Origin of the sequence: Kordiimonas sp. SCSIO 12610, from assembly GCF_024398015.1 — a bacterium.
Classification (GTDB): domain Bacteria; phylum Pseudomonadota; class Alphaproteobacteria; order Sphingomonadales; family Kordiimonadaceae; genus CANLMI01.
Map to the genome: position 1 here is coordinate 1,002,200 of NZ_CP073747.1, position 23,011 is coordinate 1,025,210.

Consider the following 23,011-nt stretch of genomic DNA (forward strand, 5'->3'; position numbering starts at 1 on the left):
GCAGTATTCAAAGAAAGTCTAGGCTGCAGCCTTCTGACCGCGTTCGCGGCGACGAAGCGCGAAGCCCGTTAGTGCGAAACCAACAATCATCATCAGCCATGTGGCTGGTTCTGGTACTGCTGTGACCACAGAACTGAGTTGAATATTTCCAAATTCTAAGATATCGCCGCCAATAATAGACCCGCTGCTGTCGCGAGTAAGATATATAATACCTCCTGAACCAAATGGTGAACCGTCCAAAGAGTTTATATTTCCGGCATTAAAGACATTGGCACCAATGCCGGAAAATACATCAATTGCAGAACCAGAGAAACTAAAATTGCTTGCTCGAATTGTACTGAATTCTGATAGAGCTATGTTCGTTGACCCACCAAAAGCTAACTGGTCACCAGCTAGGGGAGGAGCAGATACAGTCCCATCAATAATGGTAACCCGACCACTATTCACGGTATAGTTTACTGAACCAACAGAGATTGCCAAACTGATGAAGTTGTAATTGGAAATATCTCTCGCTGGATCTGATGATACATCAAATGCGTCAGCCAGCGATTGATTGTTATCGAAAATTAATTCCGCCGTAAATGCCTCGAAGGTACTGGATGCCCCAAACAATGCCATTTCTTCATTGGTGTCAAAGAACGCGTCACCAGTGAAGGTAAAGGTCGTTGTCTGTCCGTGAACTGAGCCCAGTGAAAAAACGCTTAAAAGCGCTGCAAAAATTAGTTTCTTCATGAATTACCCCCAATCTTATGCGTTTAAAGTTGTAATGTTTGACTACGTTCGTGGCGACGAAGCGCGAAGCCCGTTAGCGCGAAACCAACAATCATCATCAGCCATGTGGCTGGTTCTGGAACGGCACTGGTGAGAGAAATATTGTCAATGTTCAGGCTTGTACCATCGGGCGTCAGTTCAAACACCAAGGTATCAATAAGATCAGATGTTCCAGTAGTGATAGTAGAGAAAGAAAACCCCGACGCTGGTTGGGGTACAAAACCTGCGATATTAAAGATATTAACACCGTCTAAAAGGCCCATTATTGAAAAAAACGCAGAACCATTATTTGCGGCCAGGTCGAATGAATTGAAAGTAAACGTATTACCAGTTACGGTTACCGTGCCAGTGTTACCATTACGTATAAATAGGCTCGGCACTGGGTTTCCAAATGCTTGAGCCTCTAAAAATGCACCAGTCGCAGTTATTGAAAAACCGTCTTCGTTATAAGGTCCACTGAAAGGTGTGCCATTGCTTCCGGTAAGTCCATCAAAGGTTATAACTTCTGCTTTCGAATGAATAGATAGTGTCAACAGAAGTATAATTGTTGTAGTCAATATTCTCATTATTGTGCCCCCTGATAAGCCATTCGGTTAATTTATTAACAAATCGTTAACACAGTTTCACGGACCTGTGAAGTGTATATTACACGTCAACTATAAATTCTGATCTGCCCGAAAACCCATAAAACCCTTTAATTCCAAACACAGGATACCCTTATGACAGCTTTATCTGTGGTTCCGCTTCAGGTGGCCGTTTATGATGCGCTTATGGCCGATAGCGATCTTTCGGCGCGTATTACCGGCATTTATGATGAGCCGCCTGCGGGCGCGCGCATGCCCTATATCGCCTTTGGCGACACGTCGATCACGGTCGCTGACACTAAAACACTGGAGGGCAGCACTGTTGATTTTGATGTGAGTGTCTGGTCAGGGGATATGGGCCAGATGGAGGCGAAGGAAATCATGGCGCTTGTCGATAGTATCCTTCATACCGCTGACCTCCATATTCAGGGCCAGGACCTTGTGTACCTGCGCCTTCAAAACGCGGGGGTGGTGCGCCAGTTCCGGGCTACAGGCAGTCTCTATCGCGGGCGGCTTTCCTACCGTGCCCGATTATTCAACAAAACGGATACCGTGGCCGGGTAACCGTTCTGAACAACCGTTCGGTATTTTCTGTATTTCTTAAACCTTCCCAATTCTTCCCAATCCCTCTAACATTTCCGGAGATTTACAATGACAGCACAAGCTGGCAGAGAGCTTTTATTGAAACTTGAAAACAGCGGCAGTTTTGTTGCCGTTGGCGGGTTTAAAAGCAATAGTTTTTCCATCAATGACCAAACCATCGAAATTACGAACAAGGCCTCTGGCGGGTTTCGTGAAATTCTGGCGGGCGCGGGTATCCGCACTGTTTCCGCGAGCGGAAGCGGCGTTTTTGTCGATGACGCAATGTTTGCCGAGGTGAACCAGATGGTCCTGAGTAGCACCCATGGTACCTGGCAGATCATTGTGCCTGATTTCGGCATCTATGAAGGTCGTTTTGCGGTCACCAGCCTGGATATGAGCGGCGAATATAACGGCGAGGTTAGCTATGATATCTCGCTTGATAGCGCTGGTCCGATCACCTTCACTGCTGAATAAGTTGGGGCACGGTATAATGGCAAAGAAAATTGCTGGCGAGGGCCGGCTGAAGGTTGGGGCGCGGTCTATGCGCCTGCGCCTTGATATCGGCACCATGATGGACCTTGAGGATCATTTTGAAATGGGTTTAGTGCCGTTTTTGAATGAGCGCCTCCCCGAATTTCGCCTCGGTGATGTGGCGGTTCTTTATATGGCGATGACGTCCAAAGGGGATGAAACCCCTGATTTTGGGAGTGCGGAATTGCGCCGCGCAGCCGCAGCAGATGTGATCAAGGCCGGATTGAACGAGGCCGCGACCGCGATCGCAGCCTGCCTTACAAACACCCTGATGCCTCAAGAGGGCGCGAAACAAAAAACATCAGAAAGCGTATCAGAGGGCACATCAGGAACGATATCGGGACCGACATCTGAGGGAAAGTAAGCGGGGGCGCCCACGCCCGCGGTATTGACCCTGATGGTAATGCGATCAACTGGGCTTGGCTTTTGGAAGCGGGGGCAATGCTCGGCTGGCCACCTGATACGCTTTACGGGGCCACGGTTCCCGAACTTATGCTTGCCCTTCAAGGCTGGAAGCGGGCGAATGGGTATGCCGTTGATAATGCACCCACTGTTATGACCCGCGAGCGCCTCAATGAAATTTTGGAAAGATACACATAGCTATGACCCCATTTTCATCCATCCCTGCGTTTGGAAATCCATTTGCAGGCACATCGTCGCTTGTACCACCCGTATTTTCAAACGGGTTTGGTGTCTCTGGTGTTTCATTCAGCAGTCTAGGCATTCAGGTCCAGAATATCGCGCAGGCGATCATGGATGTGGGCGCCCAAATGGGCGGAGCCGCGACCACGCTTGCCGTGAAAACGGCGGGGCAGGTGGCCCAGAACCTTTCTGGCACCAAGGGGGGTAATCCCGCGGCTGCAAATGCCGGAAATGCGGGTGCGGGCGGTAATACGCCCCCGAAATCCAAAGGGTTTCTGTTGCCGCCAGAATTTGATCTGAAGGCGGGGATAGAAGGCGTGTTCACCAAAGCGGCCAGCGATTTTGGCAGCCTGTTTTCCAATTTTGATGGTAGTTTTAAAAACCTGTTCAAGGATTTCAAAGGGTTTTTCAAGGGCTTTGGGAATCGTATTCTGGGCGGCATTGGCGGTGTGTTCAAACAGGCCGCTGGCGGTATTTTGAAAAACCTTGTCGGGGCAGGGCTTGGCTTCCTTGGCATTCCTATTCCGGGTTTTGCGGGCGGCGGGCGCGTGCAGGCGGGTGTTCCGGCGCTTGTCGGCGAACGCGGGCCAGAACTGATTGTACCGCAGCGCACAGGCACCGTGATGAATGCAGCCTCCAGCCGGAAAGCGATGGCCGGACAGCCTGTAACCCTTAATCAAACCGTGAATTTTGACCTTCAGCCTGCGCCCACAATCAGCGCGATGATTGACGCGAAAAAGCCCGAAATTGTTCATGCGGCCACCATGGGTGCCTTGCAGGCGATCCAGCGCGGTGGAATTTAGGGTATGGAATTTAACGCGCCCAAAAGCCAGTCACTACATATTCCAGTCATCAAATAATTCAGCAAAAGCATGCCTTTAGAGAGATCATAAATGATACCTATCGAACCACCTGCTGGTCCGGCCCCGGTCGCCAGCGAGTTTTATATTGAACGCAACCAGATCAAGACCGAAAGTTTTTCCAAACTGTCGCAAATCCAAAGCAATCCGGGGGACCGCTGGATCGGGAAAATCACCTTGCCCGTTTTAAGCGCGGATCAGGCCGCGGACTGGCTTGGTTTTTTTGATGCGCTTGATGGTTTCATCGGGTCCTTTTGGTTATCGCATCCTGATTACACCGAGCTTCGTGGTAGCGCGCGCGGCAGCACGTCAGGCCGCGTGTTCGGCGATATGCAGCGCGGCAGCATCCTTTCAACCGATGGCTGGGCACCCAACCTGTCGGGCGCGTTCAGGCGCGGTGATATCATTCAGGTAGGGGATAAGCTAAAGCGTGTTGTTGAGGACGCGGACACCGACAGTGTTGGCCGGATATCCCTTAAAATCGCACCCAAAATCTATACACCCATTCCAGACAATACAGCGATTGCCACCAGCAACCCGCGCGGTATCTTCCGGCTGGCTGAGGGGTTTGTGGCTCCAAGCGCGGATGAGATGCGCCGCCACACGATCAGCTTCGCTGTTGAGGAGCTTTTACTATGACCCGTCCTGATGTAAGCAATGATATGCAAACCGCGCTGAAGGGTGCTGAACTGACGGCATTGCCGATTGTGCATCTGGATTTTGCTGGCGACCCTGTTTATGCGTGGGGCGGTGTTGGTGACTTGAGCTGGAACGGTGAAACCTGGCTAGGTGTTGGTAATTTGGGGGAAATCGGCACGATCCAATCGGACATTAAGGGCAGTATCCCCTCGCTTGAATTATCCCTCAATCATATTGACCGTGAAATATTGGCATCTGCGCGGGGGCAAAGTTTTATGGGGCGCAGGGGCCGTGTTTGGATTGGTGTTTTTAATGATGATCAAACGCTTATCAGCGATCCCGCCCTTTTTTATGCTGGCGAGATTTCAAACCTTACGATCAGTGACGGCACTGATCCCTCGATCAATGTGGTTATCGATAGCCGCCTTTCGCTTTTGAAACGCGTGCGCCCAACCTACCGAACGCAGGAAGACCACCTGCGGCAGCTTGATAAAGCGGGAATTACAGTGAACGACCGCTTCTTTGAATTTGTGCCGTCGCTTCTTAATAAAACGATCTATTGGGGCCTTCGGGAACCAAGCCCGGGGCGTGGCCGCGTTGGTGGCTCTAGCGGCGGTTTCGCTGGTGGTTTTTCAGGCGGCTTTGGCGGCCTCGCGGGGCCATCCCTAAGCGCAGAAAGATAAGATTATGACGCTAAGGAAAGCCGATTGGCAGGCCAATTTATTGGCGGCTGTGCGCGACAAAAAGCACACAGTGTTTGAGTATGGCAGCCATGATTGCTGCACGGCGGCTGCGGATGTGATCAAGGCCGCTTTTGATATTGACCTGATGATCGGACTTCGCGGGCGATACCGCAGCGCAGCAGGGGCCATGCGCGTGATCAGAAATGAGGGTTTTGATGACCTGCGAGGCCTAGTTACCGCAAGGGTTCAGGCGCACGGCGGTAAACCTATCGCGCCCGCGTTTGCGACGATGGGCAACCTCGTGATGACCGATACGGCACTTCATGACCAAACGCGGGGTGAAGCCGTCGGGGTATGCGCTGGCCGAAAATTTCTGTTTCCTGGCGAGGTTGGATGGATAACTTTAGGACGCGGGGATCTTATAACCGCGTTTCGGTTATCTTAGTCAAAGTCGCCATTGGTTGCCGTAGCGCATTTTGATACATCAATATGAACAGACGTCTCAGAATTTTTTCATAATCACCGAGTATCCAATTGGTGCGGCTTCTTGAAGGCCGCTGATAGTGCCTTGCCTGTTGAATAGATATATCGTTTAGTATAATGCAAAATACGCGTTATGATTTTATGAATATTGTGGAGGGGGAAATGACGTACGAATTAACCGAAGCTGAAAAGCGTGAACGGGAACGCGAATTAGGCTGGTATTGGGTCGGTGTTGAGGATCATTTCACGGCTCGGGCTGCCGCGCGCAGGGGATCGTGGGTCGCTTTTTATGTTGTCGTCAGCTATATCGTGACGACTGCATTCTTATTTTTTGCAGATGCAGATATTGCCCAGGTTGGTTACGTTAACGAGACTGAAAAATTATACGGGCTGATTGGCAATATCGTTTTCATGGTGATGTTTCTGGGCCTTGGTTTGGCAATACGGTGGGGCAAGTTCTTCGCTGTTCCGATCGTTTTTTTCTTATATTGTGTTGAATTATACTTTATTTTTCAAGGGGCACTTTCCGCGGGTCTTTTTGTAAAATTATTGTTTTTATTATACGGGGTTAACGCGATGATTGGTTGGTGGAAGTTAAAGAAATATCCTGATATGGAAAAGGTTGAACAGGTGTTTGACTGATTTCAAATTCCACCTAATACAATGCTTAAGTCGCCCTTAGAGGCGGCTTTTTTTGTGCTTGAATTTAGCGCACTTTGCCGTTGGTTTCTTACCAGTCGCTAATCAAGCCATTCTTTTTCTTCTTTTCTAAATTTCTCAGGAAAATTCATGGGTAAAATTGTTAAAACCACGCTGTTTTTTGCAGCGGCGGCCGCGATTGTTGTGGCAACAGGCGGTGCTGGCGCCGGGCTTTTAGGTGCGTCTTTGACAACTGCGGGTACGCTCGGTGTTGGCTTGACGACGGGGGCCGCAATCTTTGGCGGGCTTGTTGGTGCGGGGCTTGGTATCCTCTCCTCGATCGCGGCGCCAAGTGCGCGCGAAGTGGGGGAGCAGGCTGGCCTGAAGCTGCCTATCACAAACGCGGTCGCAAGCCGGCAGATCATTTACGGCGAAATGCGGGTTGGTGGCTCCGAAGTGTTTATTGAAGAATATAACACGTTTGAAAGCGACCGTGGCCGCGACGATGATATCCCCAATGATGCCCTGATTTACGTGCGTGCGGTCGCTGATCACCCGATTGATGGGTTCGTTAGCTACCATATGGGCGACCGTGAAATCCGGTTTGATACCAGCAAATCCCAGAATCTCGAGAACGGTGGTAACGCGATTGGGGATCTGCGGGATTGCCTATATTTGAGCGAGCATGATGGAACACAAACCCTTGCTGACCGAAAATTAACCAGTGTTCCCACCCTTGGCTGGGGTGCGGGGCACGTTGGGCGCGGTATCGCCTATTTTACCGTGCGTGCCCAGTTTGATCAGGATAAATACCCTTATGGCCCGAGCGAAATTCGGAACCTGCGCGTACAGGTGCGCGGGAAGCGGATTTATGACCCCCGCCTTGATAGCACACGGATTGAAATTGGCGGCGACGGGCCGCAGCGCCTTGGTGACACGGCGACATGGGCATATTCCCAAAACCCCGCGCTCGTTATTTATGATTTTCTGCGGGATGATACGCTTGGGAACGCGGTTCCCGATGATGAAATTGATATTAGCTCGATTGTGGACGCCGCCAACATCGCTGACGAACGGGTGCCGGTGAAATCGGGCGGTACGATCCCCCGCTATACCTTTAACGGTGTGATCGACGGTAACCGGGATAAATATGCAAATATTTCTTCCATGCTATCCGCGATGAGCGGGCGCATTATGTGGCTTGGCGGTAAGGTGCATATTTTCGCGGCCTATCCCGATATGGAAACCGAGCGTTTTCAGTTTGATGAAGATAATGTGTTTGCGGCACAGCTTCTGCCGTTGCCGCCGATTGAACGGCGTTATAACGAGGTACGCGGTACATTCCTAAGCCCCGAAGACGGCTTTGAACCGCAGGATTTTCCCCCTGTTGTTGATGCGGCCGCGCAAGCAGAGGAAGGGGCGGTTGTTTTCAACCTTAATCTACCTTTTACCCATGACCACAGGGAGGCGCAGCGGCTAGCGCAAATTGCTCTCAGGCAGGCGCGTCAGCCCATGCTTCGGCTGGAGGCGCAGCCCATTGGGGCCGCGTTTGCGCCGATGGATGTTGTCGCCGTATCCTGGAGAAATCTGGGCGTCGGTTTTTCCGGTGGACCTTCTAGCGAGGTCCCAACCCCCGAAGATTTCAGGATTACCGAACAGTCAATCTCTGGCGGGCAGGGCGGGCAGCCCATGCGCGTGCAATTGGGCCTGACGCGCGAGGACGCAAGCATTTATGCGTGGGACGCTGCGGTTGACGAAAAGGACCGCAATATCCCGGTGACCCTCAGGCAACCAACGGGGCTTGAAATGGTTGAACCACAAGGGGTTACCGCAAGTCCGACCACTATTCGCCGTCAGGATAATAGCGAGGTCGCAGCCCTTAGCGTTAGTTGGGAAACGCCTTTGTCGCTCGTCAGTGAAACCTATGTGGATGTGAGGCCAGCAGATAGTGCGGTTGATGCGGCCTGGATCCCGATCAGCACGGTCAATCGTTTCGAGAGCGATATCATCATTACTTTGCCGGAAAATACAGTGGTTGAGGTGCGGGTTCGCCACAAGCTTTTGAACGGGATGATCAGCACGCCCGTGATCGTCACTGCCACCACGGATGATGTTGGCGGTGACGGCGGTGGTATCACATGGGCGACGCTCGGCGGCGAGGGAAAACCAAGCGACTTTGCCGATGTAACGGCTGATAATCAGGTTGTGTTTGGCAGGCTGTGGGATTTCAATAATAACGCCCTTGGCTGGACCGCGATCGGTGGAACGCTTGATAACTCTTTCGGGTTGATGACCATCACCGCGACAAGCGCAGACCATCAACTTATTAGCCCATCAGGCCTTGGTATTCGAGGCAGCGAATTTGGTGCAATCGTCCTAAGGGTTGCCCGCAAAGTTGGTGGGTCGGTGGATTTTGAGGAAACACGGGCCTTCTATCAAACAGCGGGGCCAAACGGCCATGATTTTGACGCAGGCTTTTTCCGCCGTGCACCGCGCAGGTTCGAACAAGGAGTGTTCACCACCTTTGTTTTCGATATGGAAAACCTGACGCAAGGGGGCAGCGACTGGCAGGACAGCATCATTGACCGGATCAGGATTGATCTTTCGGAAACTGATAATGATGCCTTTGATATTGATTATATCGGGATTGCGCGCATTGGTGTTGGGGATGTGGTGGATGGGAACGGGGTGAACCTTATTCCAAATGCCTATCCAACCATCACAGATGCAAGCGATACTGATGATGAAAGCCAGTTGGTCGTAGAGCCGATTGCAAACCTTGGCTTGGAAGCGGGAGACATTATCTCTGCGTCGATGCAAATCCGCGCGCCGGATGCGCGCGCTGGCACGCTTGTAATGCGCTTTTTCGGGTCGGGTGATACCAAGGTTGGCGAGGATTTCACAAGCATTCCGGTTTCTAATCAGGCTGTGTTTGAAACCGTTCGGATCAACGGTATCGAAATTCCGGCGGGCGCAGAGCGGGTGCGGCTTTTGATGCAGCGAAGCGATGGTGTATCTGGTGTGGTTGTCGGCAGGCGACCAGCCCTTAATATCGGGTCACGGGCCTTTGCGCCAACACCTGTTCGCCCTGATATCGAGGAAGGGGCAACACGCACGCTTGGCCGCGGTGAATATCAGGCGGGTATTGAATACAAGAAGGGTGACGTTGTTACCTATGAGGGGAGCAGTTATCTGTTTATCGGCGATACGGCAGCCACCGGCAGCACGCCACCAAACGCCAACTGGCAAACGCTTTCGGAACGCGGGCAATCGATCACGGTTGAGTATGCGCCGTTTCCAAACGGGCCGTGGGATAGCACATTTGGTGCTGAAGACCTGTTTATGCGCCAACGCATCGGGGACGGTGCCTTTAGCGCGGCTATCCGCATTGTCGGCGAAGAGGGGGGCGCGACCGACTATCGTTTCCGCCGTGACTTGAATACACCATCCCGGCCAAGTGATGCTATACCAAGCGGATGGTTTGACCAGCCGCCAAGCGGTGTTTTCCCCCTATGGATGATCCAGGCGCGGAAAAGGCCCGATGGTAGTTTCGCGGACGGGGCAACATGGTCAACACCTGTCCGCCTGACGGGTGAAGACGGTGCTGATGGCACAAATGGCCCAACCTATGCAGGATTGATAAACAATAGGGGCGGGACGGGTATTGATCGTAATACCATATATTTCTGTGGTTACACGGACGGCGCTATTGATATTGATAAACCGGCACGGATTGCGCGCCCTGACGCTCAGGGGCAATTTTTCGAATTTGGGGGCGTACGCGGGCAAACAAGTGCAGCACTAAGTGAATCGTCATTGTTGGCCAACACTACGGGTAGTAATGGAACTTGGTATGTTGTTGTTGAAACCAATGGAACTCGTCCCTTTGTTAATCGGGTAACCACCAATTTTGCAAGAACCCATGCGGCTATAGCGAAACGAGTGAATGGTGAATGGGTGTATGATAAATTTGCAGATGCAGATACCCCGATCACGGTAACACCCTCAATGGTTATTATCGGTCAGGTTGATCGTTTTCGGGATTCCGAAGGTGGTGAAGGGTTTCTGGAATTCATACCATTCTACAGCTCGCTTGCGGCCGCACCATCAATTGGGGCTCCGAATACAGAACACATACCGGCGACATCACTGGGCGGCACCTATACGCTTGAGCCGATTGCACCGGCCCGCGGTGTTGACGCAGGCAGCTCAGCAACAATTCATGTCGATCCGTCAACGCTTTATCTAGGTGGGCGAGAGATTGCTTATTTGAGTGGAAATATTCCGGGGTTAGCCTTCAGCACTTATTATCATGTTTATGCAATCGATCCGCATCTGAACGGCCGTAACGTCCAGTATCTTGCAATAACCGATCGCACGATGTTGCCGGAAGGGCATATCTATTTTGGCCTTGTGCGCACGCCCGCAAATGGCGGTTCGACCACAGGGGGAACCCCGGGTGGCTTTGGTGGTGGCGGCGGTGCCTATGACCCCACCTTCATCTATCCGTAATTTAACCTTTATAGTTTTCAGGAATCATCATGAATATTATTGAGATCGCGGGGCTTGATCCCGCTTACCGCGTGTATGAAAAGGACGGGGCTTTTTTTAAGGTCCATGTTTCCGAATTTGGAAGCGCAGCCGTTGGCAGCCTTGCCTTTCTGTTGAAAACCGAAGTGTGCGATAATTTGGGCGCATCGATTTATGATACCGCACTTGGTGAGATGGTTCTTTCTGTTGCGCTGACGGAAACCGATCTCGTTTCAGTGAATGATGAAACGTCGACGCCAACCAGTTTGACTATGGGGGACTTGGCGCGCTTTGATAATCGCCTTTATGGCGGCAACGATGATGGCACGGTGATCGATCATGGCCCCATTGATATGGCCGCGAACGCAGCGGTCGCAGAGGTGATGAGCGAGTGGGATAAGGCCGCGCGCAGTGAGGTTGCAAAAGCCGCGCGTGTTTGGGCAAGATTATCCGAGAAAGCGAATATTCTCGCGCTAATCGGGGTGTGATGGGCCTGATTTTCTGAAGTATTATAGAGCGAGATTATAAGGCTTGAAATGATAATCGCCGTAAAGTTTGGCGTTATGCTTTGCTTTACGGCGATTGATGGCTTTGTATTTTTTATTTTCGATTTTTCGCGCTTTAAAAAGCGGGTTACCGAGCGCTTTCGCGACCGGATTTCGGGCTTTGGGTGCAGTACCAGTGATCTTGATCTTTGATCCCTTCACCCGCCCCTTCCGTTGAGGCATGATATGTCCTTTCTTTATGATTTGTGGTGCTAGTGTATCATGTAGGCTGATTAGCGTAAATTGTTATATATACCGTGAAATTACATGGAATGTTTTTGGAAAATGGATTTATAGACCAATTGGATCATCCGCATATTTAAATGCCCTAGATGTCTTTATGGCTGCGATTAGTTCTTTTACTTCCGGTGGTGTGATCTTCTCTTGCTCTGGGAAGAAGAAACAACATTCGATGGTTTGAGTGATTTCTATAATCTTTGGTATAATCAGGCGTAAGTCCTGACGCAGGTCTAATCGTATGCAAATATATTTTGCTTTGCCTTGCTCAATACCTACCTGAATATCATGCTCATTATCATTACCCCAAACTAATAAATTCTTATGCCGTGATCTGGTTTCGGGCAATATTTGACTGAGTAAATCGCGAAAGCCTTCTCTGAGTTGATAATCATTCCAAGCATACTCGACGTCATGATACCCCTCTGCGGTGTAGAGGGAGGCAGGATTAAATTTATTGTCTTTCGCCCAGGACTTTGGAAGCAACTGTATTGTAAATTGCCACACAGCCATCAGCCCTAACTCCTATTATTGCTCAGCCAAACACATATCCACTTCAACGGGTTTGGAGCCCAGTAGGCTCGTTTGCCAGCAATCGCCATAAACCGAACAGTAGCATACCTTAATATCGACCTTACCGCTTAGCGTATCGACAAGACGCCTGCTGGCGGCGTCCCAGTCAACGGAGAACAGCGTGATTTCTTCATCCGGGCTAATGACGGTTTCGTCAATATTGCTCGCAAGATACCGCTCATAACTGAAGGCATCTTCGGGCCCAAGGATATCAAGGATCAATTGATCGAGATCCGTCACCTTCTGGCCTTGATAGGTTAAGACCCCCATTTCAATGAGGGCCGGGCCAATGCCCTTGTTCTCAACAAAATAGCTGAAGCCATTGGCATTATAGCGCTGCTTGACCGCGATATAGGGCCATGCCTCTACTTTTGCGACATCGCGGGCAGTACTGACCTCGATGACAGAAACATAGGTCGCAACAATCGACAGGATAACCGCGAGCAATGACCCCATATCCGAGAGGGTGATTTTTCGTTCATTCTGTGTAGAGGCGCCGGATAAATTGCCGGATAATTTGCCAGATAACTTATCAGATACTATGCCAGTGTCTGCGTCGGATACCGTTTCAGGGCCTTGATCAGGTGATAGATCAGACGTCTGTTCAGGTGTCTGCTTAGGTGTCTGTTCAGGTGCTTCAGGCTGTTTTGGTGGTGTCTCCATTTTGGGTGCTCCCTCAAAATTCATTTTGGACAAACCATAGCCTGATCATAGGCAAATAAATTTTCTTATTTCAATATCTTAAATTTCAGGAGGCATTTATGTCTAACTCTCCGTCCCTTTGGGCGCGGGCGCGTATGCGCGTGCGCTCTGTCTTCAGCATAGCTTTTCTCAAACGCGCTTGGCGGCGCGTGAAGGCGTTTTTATTTCATCAGGTTTGGTGCGGATATATTTTCCGTGCCCTGATCTGGATTGATCAGGGGGTGAATGTGATCGTTGGCCCCGCTCTTAATTTTATGCTGCTATTGGAAGCGAAAATCAGGCACACCAATCGTTCGCTGATTGCGAAATTCGGTTTTCCTGACGAGACGCTATCGAGCGTGTTTGGGAAAAACAAAAACCTTAGTCTTTGGTGCGGCTGGATTGCCTGGGGCCTGGACAAAATCGACCGCGGCCACACGGACCTTGCAATGGAGCGGGATGAAGGCTTGTTCTTTGGCCAAAGAATTGACCCAAAAATTGATCCCAAAACCGGAAATGGTATCGATCGTAACACCGGCAAAACTATCCGAAAATCATAATCCCCAGTCTTTATAATCCCCAGTCGTCATAATCTCTAGTCGTTAAGAGTGTTTCCAATGCCCAATGGTTCCAACCACCCAATTTCCCACAATAATACTCCAAATCATAACACTGGTCAAAATACCAATGGCCAGAATGCCAATGGCCCCAGCCCAAATGGCCCGAATGGGAGCTGGACGGTGAATAAGCAGATTGACCTTCTGAAAGTGCTTGCGCTCTTTATCGCGGCGGTTGGGGCTTATTTTACGCTCAAGAGCGATACGGAGGCGCTGCGTGATGGCCTCGCCCGCGCTGAGGGGCGCATCAACAAACTTGAGGTGGCGCAAAAAGACGAAGGTGCGGAAATGGCCCGCCTCGCGGTCTTGGAAGCGCAGCAACGCATGAGCGAACAAAGCCTTGGTGAGATCAAACAAACCCTGAAGGCAATCGATAAAAAGGTCGATGATATGCGCAAGGAAATCCGCGCGAATTAAGGCGCTAAGCAAAACGGGTAAATTAAAGAACGAATTAAGGAGGCATATCTCCAGAAATTCAGCCTTTCACTTCTATAATTGGGAAAAATTATATGTTGAAAATCCAACAATCGGTTGGCATTGGCAGCCAGAACAGGCCGCATGATGTTGCGGTAATTCAGTTGGCGCTTCGACTACACCGAACTGCGGGGCAAGGGGCTTATTACTCAGGGGCAATTGATGGAAACTACAGTGACTTGTTACATCAAGCTATTGTTCGGTTTCAATTTGACAATGGGTTAGTTACATTAAAATCGAAAGCGGGCGTTATAGACAAAGCTAGTCAGACAGCTACGAAATTATATCGGAAATTTCCTGCCGCCTGGAAGAATATTACACCAATTGCTGTTGCTGATGGCTCTGTGGTTTTCTATGATTTTAACCAACAAAAGCTCGAGGCTGATTTAGCAAAAGAGATAGCAAGGATCAGAGCAGCGGCATATTTGTTGCCACGTTACGAAAAGGCCCTGACAGCTTTAATGACGAGCGTTTTAAAGGAAGCCAAGGTATTACTTAAACTAGACTTTAAGTCCCGAAAAATCATTCATCCTGGCAGTTTTCGATTATCATTGAAATCAGAGCCTAACCGTATCCTCAAATTACTGGGGGGAAATTTGAGTGTTCCAACTATACAACGTCAATTTTCACTGTTGGACTTTCAAAAGAAAGTTATAAGCAGCAAGGTTTCGGTAAATGACGTATGGGTTCAGGATGGCAAAATTGACAAGGTTCTGAGGCTGAAATCCCGTATCAGTAATTACATGGCAGGGCCACTATATGTTACTGGTGTGAAAAACGGCTTATTGGAATTGAATGCAGAAGGAGGCAATGTTGATCTCGATTTCACTCTGCATCGTAGGGTTCTACTGAAGAAACAGTCAAGTGACCCACTTCTGCGTAATTATGAAACTGCGTATGTATACGGAACGGTGATAAAGCTTTACCGTGAGCATGCGGACTATACAGATGATTTGTCTAAAGTCTGGTTCAAAGAGTTTCTGTTTAATAAATCTAATTACGATGAAATATATCAATATTTAAAACGCAAAAATAACATATTTGCCCTGAATTTATCCCCTCTCGCGGGTGAAATTGCCCGCGCAATGACAACAGAAACCTATGCATTGCTTGCAGACCAGTTAGGCGCAATAAATTCACTTATTAGTAAAGGTAAATTGAGCGCTGATATATATGATGCTTTCCAACGTGCCACAAAAAATGGTGACGAATTAGCAGCATTTTTACTGGAAGATGTAGAGAGTGGTTCCTCAAAAATATTACTGAAACTTACCCAAAACACTGTTGCGATTATAACGTTAGGGGCGAAGGTTCAAGTTGATATCTCCAAGGGTATTCCTGCGGATGAGGCAATTATTAAAAATATAGCAGAATTCTTTTTAGGAAAAGTTCCGGGAATTGTTTCATCAGCAATTGTTGTGAAACGCTTGAATTTGCGCCTTAATAAACGCTTCACGAGCGGACAACAGGTGATTATTACGGCTCTTGCCAGTTTTTTCATCGATATGGCGATTACCTATATTATTGAAGAGTTTTCGAAGAAGATGCGCATTGAAGTCGGGTCAATAACGCGTGCATTTTACCGTGAACATATCAAGCCAGCTTTGAAAGATGAAACATCATAAATTCGCTTATAGAATGCATGTTGACTACCTTTGGTGCGCTATGAGAGAGTGATGTAAGTTTTTTATGCTAAAACTCTGGGGGATATATGCCGAAAAAAATCATTTTATGTTTGGTAGTTTCGATTATGGCTGGTTGTGGTGAAAGCCCTGAAATGACCTGTTCAATTTTGAATGAAATGGTTCTGGAAGTTGAAAATGATTTAGCCAAACAGGAAATAAGCGGCCCCTTTAATGTAGATCTGGTTCTCCGTGAACCGGAAGACACGCCCCGCAGGTTTCAGACGGTCTACAAAAGCCCTGATGAATTAACATCTGAACCGGATTGGCAAGAAAAAGACTATTTGAGGACTTATTTTACTTATACGAAGCCTAATTATACAGGCTGGTTGCAATGTCGTCGTTTGGCCCTACTTCATGATCGAAGTGGGGAGCATCAGGAATTCCTGGAATGTACTTTGGAGAAGGCAAAAAGCCGGGAGGACGCGGATGAGAAGTTTCTGCGTATTTCAACTGTACTTGATCAATGTGCTGACCAGCTTGCCATGACGAGCAGCATAGACGCCGATGAAATGCACTCTGTATATGGCCCTGGCTTTGTAAAAGGCGAGTATAAATTAATCGGCAAACAGCATACATCCGATACGATGAAAACAAGTTCACTGATCTGGCTGAAATATTCGCCCTTGAATAAGGATAAGCTGGTTTTTCACATTAATGCCGTCAAAAAGGTTGAAAACATGAGCGAGCAGGGCGGGATTTATAAATAGTTTAAGGAATAGTATATTCCGTAAATTGACAAGGTTTCTGATTTTCAATTCTCGAAAGATGAATTACAGCGCATTAAATCTACCTTCTAGTTCAGTTCAGGTTCAGTTCAGAGATGTAATCTGGCACCCTAAGAACAGCATAATTAAACAATCGTTCTGCATATGAACGAACCCTCGATATGGTTTCTTCTGTTTCGTCAGGTGTTAAAGGTGACTCGCTTTCAATAGATTCCGTCAGCAAAAAGAATAATTCATCCCTAATTTCTATGCCAACATCACTAATATCATCACTTACTAAATCTAGTGTTTGATAGTGTGCCGTGTTGAAATCTAAAATTGTCCCATAGCGACGTGCTTCGGAAATGTAGGTGATATGCTGATTGTGAAAATCAGCGAATGTATCGATCGTATAAAATTCAGGGATGTTCTTATTCAATTGCTCAGAGAATAAACCTGAAAGTGACTGTGTTGTGGTAACTGCTACTTCATTAAGCTTGAGTTTGAGTAACAAAGTGGCCCGTTGTTTGGGAGTAAGAGGCTGATGGGCTAGGTAATGCAGTAAATCCGTCAAACTTTTTGTGACCTCATTATATTGGCTGAGGATTGTTCGTTGCCTGACCATATTCTCATCAATGTTTAGAGGTTGATCGATTGGTAGTCGTTCAGTTTGGTATTTCTTTAAAGCTGTCGCCACATGACTAACAGGATAACCTTTGATACCAGACAATGTTGTTTCAATATTGGTGATCGTTTCCTTTAACTTTGCGTTTGCGTTTTTGCGTGTGGTCAACAAGTCATCTTCAGTTATATGCTTGTATTCATCAGAACCTGATCCCAATTTATAGCGTAATAATTGTTCCTCTGATAAGCTGGTAACAAGTTTTTCAATCGTTTTAAATGTTTCGTTTATTTCACTGAAATCGGCTTGCGTTTCTGTTGAACCGGAAAATAAACCTGAATCCGTTTTTAACGTGTAGAAAAGATTAAAAGATACAATCGTTATGATTGCTATCAATAACAGTCGCTAGACTTTCATAAAGTTCCCCAATTTATATATGCACACTTATACGTTGATCGGTCATAGGTGTCTAGCAGGTCAAATTACATAAGTGATTGGCCGTAAACTCCCAACAATTAAATCATAAGGATATTCATCATGAATTTCCCTCGTTTTACGCGCTTTGCTCGGCGCTCAACGGGCGCTGATCTGTGGGCGGATGCGCGTGTGCTTAGCCCGCATTTTACCCTTTCTGAATTCACGCGTTCTGACACGGCCAACAAGCATGGCATCAATAATCACCCCACTGAATTGCATGAGCTGGAGAATATGAAGGCGCTTGCAGGTAGCGTGCTGGAGCCGGCGCGGCAGATTATCGGGCGGCCCCTTTTTATCACCTCTGGCTACCGATCGTCTGCGCTTAACCGTATTATCGGCGGCGCGCGCCATAGCCAGCACATGCTGGGTGAGGCCGCGGACTTTATCGTGAAGGGCGCGGATATGCATGAAATCGCGGAAACGCTGACGGCGCTTGATAGCATTCCGTTTGATCAATTGATCTTTGAAAACCGCTATAATGAAGGCAGGCGTAATGGCAGCCAAAAGAGAGGTCAGGGGGGCTATAAGTGGACCCCTAATTGGACTCCCGAATGGACTCAGTGGGTCCATATTTCCCATCGCCGCATGGGTGAAAATAGGGGTGAGGTGCTGACGACCGCGAAACAGGGCAATAAACGCCGAATAGTGCGCGGCATTGTGGCACCAGAAATGGTCCTTTCGTCAGCATAATTTCCGCAAAACAAGCCAGTATAACCAATCAGGAGACACTCATGGGTATTCCCGTACTTGATACGATTTTGGATGTGATCAAAACGCCGCTTGAACGCTTGATCCCAGACAAAAACAAGAAGGCAGAGTTCGAGCACGCGCTTCAGATTGAGGTTCTGAAGGCCGGCCTCGGCCAGATGGAAATTAATAAGGTTGAGGCCGCGCACAAAAGCATTTTTGTTGCCGGGTGGCGTCCGTTCATTGGCTGGGTTTGCGGCTTTGCACTCGCGTGGCATTTTATCCTTTATGATATTGCGGTTTGGGTGCAGCTATCGTTTTTCCCCGCCTCCCCACAGCCACCGGCCCTCAATGGTACTGAAACATTGATCACTGTTCTTTTGTCCATGCTTGGCCTTGGTGGGTTGCGTACGGTTGAGAAAATCAAGGGCGTCGCCCGCGAGGGGATAGTGGGGAAGAGTGAATGATCAAAGACGATTTTTGTATTTCACTTTTACCTTACTATTTCGATCATCTCTCCACCTTTCACAGAGGCGCGATTGATGCTAAAATTTATGGTAGGCTGCATTGCATGCACAAAGTAAGTGTTTTGGATCGATATAAATGAGTATAATATTAAAAAAATCATACTACTATTTGTGGACTGAAATATTGGATTATAAGAATATTTATTGGCCGCGAACAAAAGGGATTATATTGATCTTTTCAGTAGTGACAGCCATAAGGCTATTTCATGAATATTCAGAAGCTGAAGGCCTAATAAATGCGGTATCAAATTCGCAAGATTTATTAGGCACGTTCCTATTATTGTTTACGGTTTTGATGGCGCCTTTTTTAATCTTAAGGGTTTGGGGCAAGTATCTATATGTCAGTAAAAGATGCAAAAAAGGTGAGGATATTTGGAACAAGCAACGCAACCCATGGCAATTGTATTTAGATTACGATGCGCAAAGGTAAGATTTTCATCCTTTGAGAAGTGAAACATTGATCACTGTTCTGTTGTCCATGCTTGGCCTCGGTGGGTTGCGCACGGTCGAGAAAATCAAGGGCGTCGCCCGCGAGGGGATCGTTGGGGCAGATAAGAAATCAGGAAATAAATGACGGCAATGAATATTGATTGAGAGTGGCCTATTAAATATCAGGCAAATATCAGGCAAATGTCAGGCCGGCCTGTTTTGTAATATCCTTGACCTGGCAGAATGGACGAGTTCCCCATAACCTGATTTTTCAAGCAATTCCATATGGTGCTTATCTTTGTTCGACGACCGGATAAGTTTATATTCAATCACATGACTAAGATGCACAAAAGGCAATCCCTCGATCATTTCTGCGCTATCGATCAGGGTATCAATATCGGGGTTCCCAATCCCCCATTCTGTTCCAAATGTAATATCGCCGTTGCAGGTGGAAACGATTGTGACGTTATAATCCGGTAAAAATTCTGTTGTCCCGATCTTTTGAACCCTATCCCAAGCGCTTCCGCGGCATATAATATCAAGATCGTTCGAGCCTTCGATCAGGCCTCGCACAATAAGGGGACCACTGCCAAAAATTGCAAAGTCGTCATCAGGCAGGCCATAGCCTTTTACAATGTCAAAATATTTACGCATTTCAGCCCATGTGGAATGTGTATCATACAGGTATTTCAGTGCCATAGACCGATTGTAACGTCAACGGCAGTATAGTGAGGCAGTATAATCAAGGCCTTGCTATTGACCTGCTCTGTATTTCCTTTTCACCACTATCCATAACGAGCATCATGACTTCGGTATTTTTTTCCAACACATACAGGGCCTGCAGGAAATAGCCGGCGATTGGTTTTTCGCTTATGTGTGTGGTCTTTAAATTCAGCGATGTGAAACATGCCTGCCAGCCATCATGATCGCGGTTATTATGCGGATGGCCGAAAAATTCCATATTGGTGATGCTATCCATGATTTTGGTAAGCACGCGCTGCATGGGGCTTTTATAAATATCCTCAATGATAATCACGCGCTTTGCGACCCTTGCGGCCTCACGCACGACCTGATCAGGATCATGGGCGTGATGCAGCGTTGTGAGGATAAGCGCCGTGTCAAATTTCCCTTCCTGAAATGGCATTCTTGTGCCGTCATAAACAATGGGTGCTAACGCTTCGCTAAAGGCTGAGTTCTGAACATCGAGCGCCGTTACATTATGCCCGCGTTCCCTGAGTAGTTCGACCACGCTTCCGGGGCCGCTCCCGACCTCCAATAACGTCTCCCCCACCTTTATGTGCGGCGCGATCCAGTTGATTTTGCGCGCTGCATCCAGCCTCCACACGCGGTAAACCAGTTTGCTGATGATTGGAATTTTCCAGAAAATCTGCATCGCCAGGCCTGCATTCCTTACTCATAACGTTTCAAAAGATTGATCGGACTATGCCGGGATATGCAATACCGGAATATGTAAGTGTTATTCCATCAACCTGTTCGCCTGTTTGTGCCTGATTTCCCTTGCAAACTGCCATACACAAGACAACACAATCACGCGAAAAGGCAGTGAATGCCTTGGTTTCTCGGTGAATCCGTGAAATCGTTAACACCTCCTTAAGGAATTATAGCAATAGTTGCATAGTGATTATCTAGCTTTGGGGCGAACCATGCCAGTGAACAGAGTGAATGTGTCGAGGAAATATATGGCTGTGATTGCAGTCAGTTTGTTTCTTGCGACAGCAATTTGCTTCGTATGTGGATTGTGGGCTGGATATTTAAGCCCGGTTGAACTGATATCCTTGCCATCGCTTAGTCTGGGTACCCTCTTTATTTTCCTCGCTTATGCTTCAAAATTGAAAATCAAGGATCGCTATCTTGGTATGGCTTTTATCTTTCTGGCGGGGGCCTATCTTTTGGCAGGTCAGTTTGATTTTACTTTCAACGAGCATCATAATTTTGTCTTTTATATCATATGGATACCCGGCTATTATCTGATGCTGGTGTTCGCTGATTTCCGGCGTGAACGGCGCAGATGGGGGCTTAGGTTTCTTATCCTTTCGATCATAAGCCTTATGCTTGGTGCGCTTTTCAGCGATCGATCATTTGATACATACAGTCTTATCCTGTTGTTGAATCTGTTTTTGGGTCAGGTTGTGATTGTCGCGACCTTTAGTTTGCTAAGCAGCTTGATCAGAAGCAAGACCGCAGAGGCCGCTCAGCTTGAAACATTGAAGCGCTCAGAGCAGAAATTAAAAGCGGCTGCTGATATCGCAATCCGAGCAAAGCATGAAGCCGATCAGGCCAATTCCGCCAAATCCAAATTCATCGCTAATATGAGCCACGAGCTTAGAACCCCCTTAAACGCGATTATCGGATTTTCTGACCTGCTCAAAAATCCAGATATGGAGGCGGCCAACAAAAGTAAATTTATTGAATATGGCACTGATATTCATGCAAGCGGAACCCACCTTCTGGGGCTTATCAATGAATTGCTGGATGTTGCGCGTGCAGAATCCGGCAAGCTTCGCATCAATGAAGAAAATCTTGATATGCGTAATATTATCGAGGCGGCAATCGATGAATGCGGCGCCCAGGCAAATGCCCACAAAGTGACCATGGATATCGTCGAAGTCAGCGAAGGTCTGTCGATGATTGGTGACTTTAGGATGATGGGGCAGGTCTTTAGCAATCTGTTTGCAACCGCTTTGAAGTCCGCGCGTCCGGGCGGCAATATTCGGGTGTGGTTTGAGCGAAAGGGCGGAGCGGCAGATCAGCCATGTTTCATCGTTGAAGATAACGGTGAGGGGATGGAGGCCGATGTTCTGGGGCGCGTTAAACAACCGTTTGCCTATGAAAATGACCCCTATTCCCATGACAATGAAGGTATTGGTGTTGGGTTATATCTTGTCGATATCTTTATGAAATTGCATGAAGGCTCGTTTGATATTTACAGCAAAAAGGGCGAGGGTACGCGCGTTGTGTTAACGCTGCCTAATGCAAGAATAGTCTGAAGCGCCCAGATCATGAAGGTGAAGGTATCGCGGAATTTTAAAGGGCAGTAAATTCAGATATTTCCTGATACCAGCAAAATCACCTCAACGCGTATTCTTCACAATTGATCTTCAACTTTCCACAAAAAAAAGAGGCTCTGAAAATGCAGAGCCCCCCCCTATTAGGAGTAAGTCACCAGGAATCGTATATCTGTAGTTTCAAGCTTTGCCATTTCTGACAAAATTTAAAATTCAGAGATTGCCAGAGAGAATTCCGGCAAGTACGTAATAAAATGATTTTCTAAAAATCATCTGGTACTTAAGTTTGCCCCCAACCATTTAGTTACTAGCCATAGCGACCAATGCCCGAGAGCAGGGCGATACTATGTTGGTTTTTTTCCAATTTCTGTGACGGCGATCACGCTTTCTGAATTCAGTGTGAATTTATTTTGAAAACACATCTTAGGGTTTTTCAAAGAAAACCTATGATTATGCTTATTGAAACGCTCAAAGTGTTGTTGATTTTAATATTTAGAGCAAACGATGTACCTGCCATATTTCTGACGATTTATTGCAGATATATGCCTGAAATTCCCGGAATTAAGCGGGTTAGTTAGAATCGTATTCGTCAAAATGGAACTGATTTTGACCCTGATTTGCACAATGTCAGGCTGAAATATACCAGGCAAACATCAGGTTATCGCAGGGCTCTTAGGAGAGTATCGTTTCAGCAAATAGATAAAATTGTAATGAACCTTTATATGCCTATTAATTTTCTTTTCCTATAACGGGCACACAAGAAAAGGACTTTAACCTTTTGAC

At 47.8% G+C, this 23,011-nt stretch carries 27 protein-coding genes; 19 read left to right on the plus strand and 8 right to left on the minus strand.

The features are described from left to right. Positions 1-18: 18 nt before the first annotated feature. Together KFF44_RS04635 and KFF44_RS04640 are read right to left on the minus strand one after the other, a co-directional pair. On the minus strand, positions 19-732 hold the full coding sequence (locus tag KFF44_RS04635) for a PEPxxWA-CTERM sorting domain-containing protein (RefSeq protein WP_255937720.1): 714 nt from the start codon (positions 730-732) through the stop codon (positions 19-21). 23 nt (positions 733-755) lie between these two features. Then, positions 756-1,337, minus strand: coding sequence for a PEPxxWA-CTERM sorting domain-containing protein (locus KFF44_RS04640; protein WP_255937721.1), 582 nt, complete (start codon positions 1,335-1,337; stop codon positions 756-758). Positions 1,338-1,490: 153 nt separating this feature from the next. Here KFF44_RS04640 and KFF44_RS04645 point away from each other — a divergent pair, with 153 nt between their 5' ends. The 11 genes from KFF44_RS04645 to KFF44_RS04695 all read left to right on the plus strand — a co-directional run bounded on the left by KFF44_RS04645 (position 1,491) and on the right by KFF44_RS04695 (position 11,432). After that, positions 1,491-1,919, plus strand: coding sequence for a DUF3168 domain-containing protein (locus KFF44_RS04645; RefSeq protein WP_255937723.1), 429 nt, complete (start codon positions 1,491-1,493; stop codon positions 1,917-1,919). Positions 1,920-2,006: 87 nt separating this feature from the next. Then, positions 2,007-2,411, plus strand: a complete 405-nt coding sequence (locus KFF44_RS04650) for a phage major tail protein, TP901-1 family (protein WP_255937724.1) — start codon at positions 2,007-2,009, stop codon at positions 2,409-2,411. Between the two features lie 16 nt (positions 2,412-2,427). Further along, a complete protein-coding gene (locus KFF44_RS04655; RefSeq protein WP_255937726.1) occupies positions 2,428-2,832 on the plus strand; it encodes a hypothetical protein in 405 nt (134 codons plus the stop codon). Positions 2,833-2,909: 77 nt separating this feature from the next. Continuing rightward, on the plus strand, positions 2,910-3,068 hold the full coding sequence (locus KFF44_RS04660) for a hypothetical protein (RefSeq protein WP_255937728.1): 159 nt from the start codon (positions 2,910-2,912) through the stop codon (positions 3,066-3,068). A 2-nt stretch (positions 3,069-3,070) separates the two neighbouring features. Then, the gene (locus tag KFF44_RS04665; protein WP_255937730.1) at positions 3,071-3,913 is read left to right on the plus strand and encodes a hypothetical protein; all 843 of its coding nucleotides are present in this window, start codon (positions 3,071-3,073) and stop codon (positions 3,911-3,913) included. Between the two features lie 90 nt (positions 3,914-4,003). Beyond that, positions 4,004-4,609 carry a hypothetical protein gene (locus KFF44_RS04670; protein ID WP_255937732.1) on the plus strand — a complete coding sequence of 202 codons (606 nt, stop codon included), beginning with the start codon at positions 4,004-4,006 and terminating at the stop codon, positions 4,607-4,609. Continuing rightward, positions 4,606-5,292 (plus strand): hypothetical protein, encoded by a 687-nt coding sequence (locus KFF44_RS04675; RefSeq protein ID WP_255937734.1) that lies wholly within the window; start codon positions 4,606-4,608, stop codon positions 5,290-5,292. Before KFF44_RS04670 ends, KFF44_RS04675 begins: the two co-directional genes overlap by 4 nt. Before the next feature lie 4 nt (positions 5,293-5,296). Further along, positions 5,297-5,737 carry a hypothetical protein gene (locus KFF44_RS04680; RefSeq protein WP_255937735.1) on the plus strand — a complete coding sequence of 147 codons (441 nt, stop codon included), beginning with the start codon at positions 5,297-5,299 and terminating at the stop codon, positions 5,735-5,737. A gap of 200 nt (positions 5,738-5,937) precedes the next feature. Next, positions 5,938-6,417 carry a hypothetical protein gene (locus tag KFF44_RS04685; RefSeq protein WP_255937736.1) on the plus strand — a complete coding sequence of 160 codons (480 nt, stop codon included), beginning with the start codon at positions 5,938-5,940 and terminating at the stop codon, positions 6,415-6,417. A 147-nt stretch (positions 6,418-6,564) separates the two neighbouring features. After that, on the plus strand, positions 6,565-10,926 hold the full coding sequence (locus tag KFF44_RS04690; RefSeq protein WP_255937737.1) for a phage tail protein: 4,362 nt from the start codon (positions 6,565-6,567) through the stop codon (positions 10,924-10,926). Between the two features lie 29 nt (positions 10,927-10,955). Further along, the gene (locus tag KFF44_RS04695) at positions 10,956-11,432 is read left to right on the plus strand and encodes a hypothetical protein (RefSeq protein WP_255937738.1); all 477 of its coding nucleotides are present in this window, start codon (positions 10,956-10,958) and stop codon (positions 11,430-11,432) included. A 21-nt stretch (positions 11,433-11,453) separates the two neighbouring features. Here the strand turns inward: KFF44_RS04695 and KFF44_RS04700 are convergent, their stop codons facing one another. The 3 genes from KFF44_RS04700 to KFF44_RS04710 form a co-directional block, all read right to left on the minus strand. Continuing rightward, a complete protein-coding gene (locus KFF44_RS04700) occupies positions 11,454-11,672 on the minus strand; it encodes a hypothetical protein (RefSeq protein WP_255937739.1) in 219 nt (72 codons plus the stop codon). Between the two features lie 108 nt (positions 11,673-11,780). Next, positions 11,781-12,239, minus strand: coding sequence for a hypothetical protein (locus tag KFF44_RS04705; protein WP_255937740.1), 459 nt, complete (start codon positions 12,237-12,239; stop codon positions 11,781-11,783). A 15-nt stretch (positions 12,240-12,254) separates the two neighbouring features. Further along, positions 12,255-12,962 (minus strand): hypothetical protein, encoded by a 708-nt coding sequence (locus tag KFF44_RS04710; RefSeq protein WP_255937741.1) that lies wholly within the window; start codon positions 12,960-12,962, stop codon positions 12,255-12,257. Between the two features lie 98 nt (positions 12,963-13,060). Between KFF44_RS04710 and KFF44_RS04715 the strand changes: the two genes are divergently transcribed. From KFF44_RS04715 to KFF44_RS04730, 4 genes are all read left to right on the plus strand, one after another. Next, the gene (locus KFF44_RS04715) at positions 13,061-13,540 is read left to right on the plus strand and encodes a hypothetical protein (RefSeq protein WP_255937742.1); all 480 of its coding nucleotides are present in this window, start codon (positions 13,061-13,063) and stop codon (positions 13,538-13,540) included. A gap of 57 nt (positions 13,541-13,597) precedes the next feature. Beyond that, a complete protein-coding gene (locus tag KFF44_RS04720; RefSeq protein WP_255937743.1) occupies positions 13,598-14,014 on the plus strand; it encodes a hypothetical protein in 417 nt (138 codons plus the stop codon). A 92-nt stretch (positions 14,015-14,106) separates the two neighbouring features. After that, positions 14,107-15,696: a peptidoglycan-binding protein gene (locus KFF44_RS04725; RefSeq protein WP_255937745.1), complete on the plus strand. Its 1,590-nt coding sequence runs from the start codon at positions 14,107-14,109 to the stop codon at positions 15,694-15,696. 86 nt (positions 15,697-15,782) lie between these two features. After that, a complete protein-coding gene (locus tag KFF44_RS04730) occupies positions 15,783-16,463 on the plus strand; it encodes a hypothetical protein (RefSeq protein WP_255937746.1) in 681 nt (226 codons plus the stop codon). Between the two features lie 91 nt (positions 16,464-16,554). Here KFF44_RS04730 and KFF44_RS04735 read toward each other — a convergent pair whose 3' ends face one another. Beyond that, positions 16,555-17,478 carry a hypothetical protein gene (locus KFF44_RS04735; protein ID WP_255937747.1) on the minus strand — a complete coding sequence of 308 codons (924 nt, stop codon included), beginning with the start codon at positions 17,476-17,478 and terminating at the stop codon, positions 16,555-16,557. A 141-nt stretch (positions 17,479-17,619) separates the two neighbouring features. Between KFF44_RS04735 and KFF44_RS04740 the strand changes: the two genes are divergently transcribed. From KFF44_RS04740 to KFF44_RS04750, 3 genes are all read left to right on the plus strand, one after another. Then, the gene (locus KFF44_RS04740) at positions 17,620-18,249 is read left to right on the plus strand and encodes a D-Ala-D-Ala carboxypeptidase family metallohydrolase (RefSeq protein WP_255937748.1); all 630 of its coding nucleotides are present in this window, start codon (positions 17,620-17,622) and stop codon (positions 18,247-18,249) included. A 41-nt stretch (positions 18,250-18,290) separates the two neighbouring features. Then, a complete protein-coding gene (locus KFF44_RS04745; protein ID WP_255937749.1) occupies positions 18,291-18,713 on the plus strand; it encodes a 3TM-type holin in 423 nt (140 codons plus the stop codon). Positions 18,714-19,215: 502 nt separating this feature from the next. Next, positions 19,216-19,347 carry a hypothetical protein gene (locus tag KFF44_RS04750; RefSeq protein ID WP_255937750.1) on the plus strand — a complete coding sequence of 44 codons (132 nt, stop codon included), beginning with the start codon at positions 19,216-19,218 and terminating at the stop codon, positions 19,345-19,347. Between the two features lie 59 nt (positions 19,348-19,406). Here the strand turns inward: KFF44_RS04750 and KFF44_RS04755 are convergent, their stop codons facing one another. Both KFF44_RS04755 and KFF44_RS04760 read right to left on the minus strand, forming a co-directional pair. Next, on the minus strand, positions 19,407-19,856 hold the full coding sequence (locus KFF44_RS04755; RefSeq protein WP_255937751.1) for a hypothetical protein: 450 nt from the start codon (positions 19,854-19,856) through the stop codon (positions 19,407-19,409). Positions 19,857-19,944: 88 nt separating this feature from the next. Continuing rightward, positions 19,945-20,595 carry a class I SAM-dependent methyltransferase gene (locus KFF44_RS04760; RefSeq protein WP_255937752.1) on the minus strand — a complete coding sequence of 217 codons (651 nt, stop codon included), beginning with the start codon at positions 20,593-20,595 and terminating at the stop codon, positions 19,945-19,947. Between the two features lie 271 nt (positions 20,596-20,866). Here KFF44_RS04760 and KFF44_RS04765 point away from each other — a divergent pair, with 271 nt between their 5' ends. After that, positions 20,867-22,210, plus strand: coding sequence for a sensor histidine kinase KdpD (locus tag KFF44_RS04765; protein ID WP_255937754.1), 1,344 nt, complete (start codon positions 20,867-20,869; stop codon positions 22,208-22,210). The last annotated feature ends 801 nt before the right edge of the window (positions 22,211-23,011 follow it).

Excerpts from the sequence above, each read along its gene's own strand:
- KFF44_RS04635 (WP_255937720.1), bottom strand. The coding sequence starts at position 732 with ATGAAGAAACTAATTTTTGCAGCGCTTTTAAGCGTTTTTTCACTGGGC.
- KFF44_RS04640 (WP_255937721.1), bottom strand. The coding sequence starts at position 1,337 with ATGAGAATATTGACTACAACAATTATACTTCTGTTGACACTATCTATT.
- KFF44_RS04645 (WP_255937723.1), top strand. The coding sequence starts at position 1,491 with ATGACAGCTTTATCTGTGGTTCCGCTTCAGGTGGCCGTTTATGATGCG.
- KFF44_RS04650 (WP_255937724.1), top strand. The coding sequence starts at position 2,007 with ATGACAGCACAAGCTGGCAGAGAGCTTTTATTGAAACTTGAAAACAGC.
- KFF44_RS04655 (WP_255937726.1), top strand. The coding sequence starts at position 2,428 with ATGGCAAAGAAAATTGCTGGCGAGGGCCGGCTGAAGGTTGGGGCGCGG.
- KFF44_RS04660 (WP_255937728.1), top strand. The coding sequence starts at position 2,910 with ATGCTCGGCTGGCCACCTGATACGCTTTACGGGGCCACGGTTCCCGAA.
- KFF44_RS04665 (WP_255937730.1), top strand. The coding sequence starts at position 3,071 with ATGACCCCATTTTCATCCATCCCTGCGTTTGGAAATCCATTTGCAGGC.
- KFF44_RS04670 (WP_255937732.1), top strand. The coding sequence starts at position 4,004 with ATGATACCTATCGAACCACCTGCTGGTCCGGCCCCGGTCGCCAGCGAG.
- KFF44_RS04675 (WP_255937734.1), top strand. The coding sequence starts at position 4,606 with ATGACCCGTCCTGATGTAAGCAATGATATGCAAACCGCGCTGAAGGGT.
- KFF44_RS04680 (WP_255937735.1), top strand. The coding sequence starts at position 5,297 with ATGACGCTAAGGAAAGCCGATTGGCAGGCCAATTTATTGGCGGCTGTG.
- KFF44_RS04685 (WP_255937736.1), top strand. The coding sequence starts at position 5,938 with ATGACGTACGAATTAACCGAAGCTGAAAAGCGTGAACGGGAACGCGAA.
- KFF44_RS04690 (WP_255937737.1), top strand. The coding sequence starts at position 6,565 with ATGGGTAAAATTGTTAAAACCACGCTGTTTTTTGCAGCGGCGGCCGCG.
- KFF44_RS04695 (WP_255937738.1), top strand. The coding sequence starts at position 10,956 with ATGAATATTATTGAGATCGCGGGGCTTGATCCCGCTTACCGCGTGTAT.
- KFF44_RS04700 (WP_255937739.1), bottom strand. The coding sequence starts at position 11,672 with ATGCCTCAACGGAAGGGGCGGGTGAAGGGATCAAAGATCAAGATCACT.
- KFF44_RS04705 (WP_255937740.1), bottom strand. The coding sequence starts at position 12,239 with ATGGCTGTGTGGCAATTTACAATACAGTTGCTTCCAAAGTCCTGGGCG.
- KFF44_RS04710 (WP_255937741.1), bottom strand. The coding sequence starts at position 12,962 with ATGGAGACACCACCAAAACAGCCTGAAGCACCTGAACAGACACCTAAG.
- KFF44_RS04715 (WP_255937742.1), top strand. The coding sequence starts at position 13,061 with ATGTCTAACTCTCCGTCCCTTTGGGCGCGGGCGCGTATGCGCGTGCGC.
- KFF44_RS04720 (WP_255937743.1), top strand. The coding sequence starts at position 13,598 with ATGCCCAATGGTTCCAACCACCCAATTTCCCACAATAATACTCCAAAT.
- KFF44_RS04725 (WP_255937745.1), top strand. The coding sequence starts at position 14,107 with ATGTTGAAAATCCAACAATCGGTTGGCATTGGCAGCCAGAACAGGCCG.
- KFF44_RS04730 (WP_255937746.1), top strand. The coding sequence starts at position 15,783 with ATGCCGAAAAAAATCATTTTATGTTTGGTAGTTTCGATTATGGCTGGT.
- KFF44_RS04740 (WP_255937748.1), top strand. The coding sequence starts at position 17,620 with ATGAATTTCCCTCGTTTTACGCGCTTTGCTCGGCGCTCAACGGGCGCT.
- KFF44_RS04745 (WP_255937749.1), top strand. The coding sequence starts at position 18,291 with ATGGGTATTCCCGTACTTGATACGATTTTGGATGTGATCAAAACGCCG.
- KFF44_RS04755 (WP_255937751.1), bottom strand. The coding sequence starts at position 19,856 with ATGCGTAAATATTTTGACATTGTAAAAGGCTATGGCCTGCCTGATGAC.
- KFF44_RS04760 (WP_255937752.1), bottom strand. The coding sequence starts at position 20,595 with ATGCAGATTTTCTGGAAAATTCCAATCATCAGCAAACTGGTTTACCGC.
- KFF44_RS04765 (WP_255937754.1), top strand. The coding sequence starts at position 20,867 with ATGCCAGTGAACAGAGTGAATGTGTCGAGGAAATATATGGCTGTGATT.